This is a genomic window from Spirillospora sp. NPDC049652 (genome assembly GCF_040675125.1).
Taxonomy (GTDB): Bacteria; Actinomycetota; Actinomycetes; order Streptosporangiales; family Streptosporangiaceae; genus Spirillospora.
The window spans coordinates 1-1,048 of sequence record NZ_JBFAOF010001575.1 but is presented as its reverse complement, the minus strand read 5'-3'; the positions used below and the strand labels follow the sequence as shown (position 1 = coordinate 1,048).

Annotated in this window: 1 protein-coding gene and 1 pseudogene; both read left to right on the top strand. The window is 73.0% G+C overall.

The features are described from left to right. Nucleotides 1–406 (top strand): annotated as a pseudogene (locus AB0J52_RS42040) (type VII secretion integral membrane protein EccD); the annotation flags it as partial. A gap of 7 nt (nt 407–413) precedes the next feature. Next, nucleotides 414–1,048 (top strand): type VII secretion protein EccB (locus AB0J52_RS42035; protein WP_500188908.1); only part of this gene is annotated, 635 nt, incomplete at its 3' end.

Sequence of the window (1,048 nt, the reverse complement as noted above, 5' to 3'; positions counted from 1 at the left end):
GTCGGCCGTCGGCGGGATGGTCTTCCTCGCCACCGCGCCCGGCTGGGCGCCCGCCGCGACGATCGGCGCGATGTCGGTGTCCCTGCTGCTGCGCAGCCGGGTCTTCCGCGGCGTCACGCAGCGGTCCTGGATGCTGGTCGCCGGCTTCACCGGCCTCGGGCTGCTGGAGATCGGCACCGCCTGGCGCGGCGACTCGCAGCTGGTGATGCTCGCGACCGGGGTGCTGCCGCTGCTCATCGTGGTCGGCGTCGTCGTCGGCGTCTCGATCTGGCTGCCGAACCACCGGCCGTCCCCGTTCTGGGGCCGGGCCGGGGACATCCTCGACGTCATCGTCGTCATCTCGCTGATCCCGCTGGCCCTGGCCGCGCTGGACGTCTACGGCCGCATCCGCGGCCTGGCGGGGTGACGCCGCGATGCAGAACCGCCGCGACCTCTACCAGGCCCACCGGCTGATGACCCAGCGGGTCGGGCTCGCGCTGCTGCAGGGCGAGCCCGACATCGCCGAGTCCCCGATGCGCCGGCACGCGGTCGGCGCGTTCGCCGGCGTCATGGTCGCGCTCGTGGTCGCCGCCGTCTTCGGCATCTGGGGCGTGCTCGCGCCCGGCGGCGCGAAGGGCCTCGACCAGCCCGGCAAGCTCATCATCGAGAAGGAGACCGGGACCAAGTACATCTACGACGCGAACACGCGCAAGATGTTCCCGGTCGCCAACTACGCCTCGGCGATGCTCGCGCTCAACCAGGACAAGGTCGAGCGCCGGACGGTCTCCCGCAAGTCGCTGGCGCACTTCGAGCGCGGCCCGATGATCGGGATCGTCGGCGCGCCCGACTCGCTGCCCGACACCAAGCAGCTCATCCGCGGCCCGTGGTCGGTGTGCGTCCGCGAGGCCGCGGGCACCAACGGCGTGCGCCGCCAGTTCACCGCCCTCGCCGCCGGACGCCACGTCGGCGGCCTCGGCCTCACCCACGCCGAGGCCGTCGAAGTGACGTCCGGCGGGCAGCCGTGGGTGAACTGGAAGGACCACCTGAAGCAGCTGACCCACCCGCCGGG